The 3840-nt window shown below is 55.1% G+C and carries 2 protein-coding genes; one reads left to right on the top strand and one right to left on the bottom strand.

Annotation, left to right across the window (positions count from 1 at the left end; translation table 11 throughout):
* Positions 1-276 precede the first annotated feature (276 nt).
* The gene (locus LIO64_RS01200) at positions 277-2835 is read left to right on the top strand and encodes an alpha-N-acetylglucosaminidase (RefSeq protein WP_290547631.1); all 2559 of its coding nucleotides are present in this window, start codon (positions 277-279) and stop codon (positions 2833-2835) included.
* Positions 2836-3075: 240 nt separating this feature from the next.
* Here the strand turns inward: LIO64_RS01200 and LIO64_RS01195 are convergent, their stop codons facing one another.
* Positions 3076-3765: a PEP-CTERM sorting domain-containing protein gene (locus LIO64_RS01195; RefSeq protein ID WP_290547630.1), complete on the bottom strand. Its 690-nt coding sequence runs from the start codon at positions 3763-3765 to the stop codon at positions 3076-3078.
* Positions 3766-3840 lie beyond the last annotated feature (75 nt).

Raw genomic sequence — 3840 nt, 5'->3', positions numbered from 1 at the left:
CAAGCCCCGCCAGGTCCCGTACCTCGCGGGGCTTGTTCGCTTCTTGGGAGCTCTCCTTCCCAATAGCCCTCCCTGCTGAATGGACTTAGTCAACTTAATGGACATTACGTCCATGACGTCCTTTTTGTCTATACTGTCCATGGGGTCTATTATGTCCATGATGTCTAGGGGGGATAGGGGGGATAGGGGGACTTCCCCTCAGCTGCCAGCTCTCTTTAGCTCTGATCTGCTCCACTCTTGAAAGACTTTGCTCTTTTTGCTTGTATAGTTGGTGCTATGTTTTCACCTGCTTTTGCCGTTGGTCTGATTCTGGGAACGATCATGTCTCCGCTGGTTTGCGCGTCCGCCGCGGAGAGGTCTCCCGTGGCAGCTGCTGAAGAAGTGGTGTCCCGGGTAACTCCATCGGCAAAGGGGGCCGTGTTGTTCCAGTTGAATCCGGCTTTGGGCAATAAGATTACTATTTCAGGGGTTGCCGGAGGCATCCGGGTGGAAGCGTCCGATGTGAGGCGGCTGATAGCAGGATACGGCTGGTATCTGAAAAATATTGCCCAGGTGCATTTTTCATGGAACGGGGACCGGCTGACGCTTCCCTCTCCATTGCCTGCTCCATCCAGCCCTGTCACGATTGAATCCCCGTGGAACACCGTTTTTGCCTATAATTACTGCACTTTGTCCTATACGGCGGCTTTCTGGGACTGGAACAGATGGCAGCGTGAGCTGGATTTTCTGGCGCTGAGCGGTTTTACGCATGCCCTGGTGACGGCAGGTTTGGAGAAAACCTGGGAGGATTTCCTCATTGGCCTGGGGTATCCCCGGGAAAAGGCTCTCCGCTTTATTCCCAATCCCGCATTTGCCGCCTGGTGGAACATGGGCAATCTGGAGGGCCACGGAGGACCGCTGACCCAGCAGCAGATTGACAGGATGGCACAGTTGGGCAGGCGCATCGTCTCCCGCATGGAACAGCTGGGCCTGACGCCTGTTCTTCAGGGATATGTAGGGTTTGTCCCCGCGGATTTTGAGGAGAATGTACGGATGAAGGGGCTGAAGCTTGTCCCGCAGGGAGAATGGGTCAATTTCAAGAGGCCATGGGTAGTGGATCCCACTTGCGAGGCCTTCCCGAAGTTGGCCGCAGACTGGTACAAGGCTCTCCGCAAGGTGTACGGCATTTCCGCGAAAATGTTCGGCGGCGATTTGTTCCATGAGGGCGGCAGTACGGGAGGCATTGATGTAACGCGTGCGGCACAGGCGGTGCAGGGCGCCATGCAGAAGGCTTCCCCGGGTTCTGTCTGGGTGATTCAGGCATGGGGAGGAAATCCTTCTCGTGAGCTGCTGGCCGGCATGGACCCGAAGCATGCGCTTGTGCTGCAGCTGACCAAGGATATGGTGAACGGCGGCAAGAATTTGAGGACGTTTGACGGCATTCCCTGGGTTTGGTGCGAGCTGGCTAACTTCGGAGGAAATACGGGATTGTACGGTGGAGTTCCTCTTCTGTCCCGCCTGGGTAGTGACTTGGCCGGCTACAAGGACAAGGGATTGACGGGGATGGGCACCTTGTCCGAAGGGCTGGAAACGAATCCCCTGCATTATGCCCTCTTCAGTGACCGCTTGTGGACGGAAGAAGACATTCCCGTCCGGGACTGGCTCACGAAGTACGCCCGCCAGCGTTACGGCTCCGCCCCTGAGGCGGTGGTTCAGGCGTTGGAAATCCTGTCTTCCTCCGTTTACAGTCCCGTTCGTTCCCAGGAGGGATGCACGGAGTCCGTCATTTGCGGGCGGCCGTCCTGGGAAATCCGCAAGGCTTCCACTTGGTCTTCCGGAGAACGCTATTACAAGCTGGGGGATGTGGTGAAGGCGGCGCGTGGTTACGTGAAGGCCGCTTCCGAACATCCGGAAATGATGAAGGAAGAAACGTTCCGGTACGATCTGGTGGACGTGGTCAGGCAGGTTTTGGCGGATGCCGCCTTTTACCAGCTTCAGCAGGTCAAGGAGGCTTTTGACGCCGGAGACGTGGCTGCTTACAGGAAGCAGGTGGATATTTTCTTGTCCCTTATAACGGATATGGATGACTTGCTGGCGACGGACCGTCAGTTTTTACTGGGTACCTGGCAAGCAAAGGCGTTGAATATGGGTACGAATGCCAGGGAGAAGTCCCTGATGGACCGTGCCGCCAAGATGATGGTTACCACGTGGATTGACAAGGCTCCGCAGGACCTTAATGATTATTCCAACCGCCAGTGGGCTGGCCTGGTGTCTGATTTTTATCTGCCGCGGTGGAAGAATTTCTTTGAGTCTCAACTGGAGGTGCTTACCGGAAAGAAGGACCGGGAAACGGCCGCCCGGGAATGCCGGGAGAAAACAGTCAGGGAGGAACTGGCTTTTGCCGGAAATGGAAAGATTTATCCGGTGAAGCCTTCCGGTTCTCCGCTGGCGGTTGCTCTTCGCATCATGAAAGGCCATGGTAAGACGCTGGATTCCCTGGCGGCGGATGAACGGGGTCAGGCGGGGATGCCCTGGGACCTTGCCCATGGTTCTTCCCTCACGTTCAATGTGACGGACAAGGTGACGTCTCCCGGCACTTATACGGCCACATTTCAATGGAAGGAGGGGCCTTCTGCCCTGAAAATTCACTCCGTCAAGCTGTATGAAGGGGACAGGGAGGTTGCTTCCGATGTCCATGAGGGATGGACGGGAACGGAAAACAGGAAGAATACCTTCCGCCTGGTCTTGAAAAAATACCGGACCAATCTGGATTCCTACATGTTGAAGGCGGAAGTCTGTGGAGCTTCCTCCGGAATTTCCCGGGGAGTAATGATTCTGAAAAAGTCGGCGGATTGATTGGGACAGTCGGTCATCCGGAGAACAGGGATTCCTCTTGCGGGGATGATGCCCATTTCTGCGGGCTGATTCATGGTTCTGAACTTTGGACTGGGTTTGCGGGAGGAGTTGCGTATGGCGCATGTTTCTTCCATCGGCTTTCCGGATAGTGCGGCTTTTCCTTTTTTCACGCGCCCAGAAAAAAAGGAGAAGGGCAACAGCCCTTCTCCCTTGATCAGTTGTGTTGTGCCGTACCCGCTCTTAGGAACGGCGGCGGCGGAACAATAGGGCGCTCAGCCCGAAGAGGCCCATGGTGGCCGCCGCCGGTTCGGGGACCGCTTTATCGCTGGTAGAGAAAGCGACCACCGGTAAATACTGGCCTTCCCAACTGTTCAGCGTATTGTTTTTGTACGTGCCGCTTCCGGAGGGCAGGGAACCGCCTTGGGACATGGAAAGGCTTTCGGAAACGGCATGACTCTTGTAGGCATTCATGTTTTCTGTGCCGGCCGTCTTGTTCAAGTCGTCCCAGACGGTATTTTCACTGACGAAAAGATATTGGTAAGTGGTTGTGGAATCCAATGCCACATTGTCAAAATTGAAATTCAGTTCAGCAGAGGCCGACCAGTCGTTGGCATTGCTGGACAGCCCTATCAATTCTCCTACCGTGCCGTCGGCGGTATAGGCGTAAATTGCCACTTTAAATGAGTTGCCGCTTCCGCTGTTACGCATGGTCAGCGTAAGATTGTTCAGATAAACGGTATTGGGAAGGGTTGCTTCTTCCCCTCCCGTGGTGGTGGACATGACTCCGGGAGAGGTCAACTTGGTCGCAAAGCCGTAGTAGCCGTTGCCTGCGTTGTTGGCGGCGTTGGCATTGGTGGTCGTAAAAATAGTGGCTCCCTGGGCAACTCCCAGAGCCAGCAGAGCGCACATGACAGAAAAAATAGGTTTCATTGCTAGAATATGAACGGTATATGGCTGAATCTGGTAACACTCAGCTACGAAGAAAAGTACCGGATTAGCAATCCG

It is taken from the genome of Akkermansia sp. (genome assembly GCF_020860705.1).
Taxonomy (GTDB): Bacteria; Verrucomicrobiota; Verrucomicrobiia; order Verrucomicrobiales; family Akkermansiaceae; genus Akkermansia.
The sequence above is the reverse complement of the archived record's forward strand: the minus strand, read 5'-3'. Positions and strand labels throughout refer to the sequence as shown.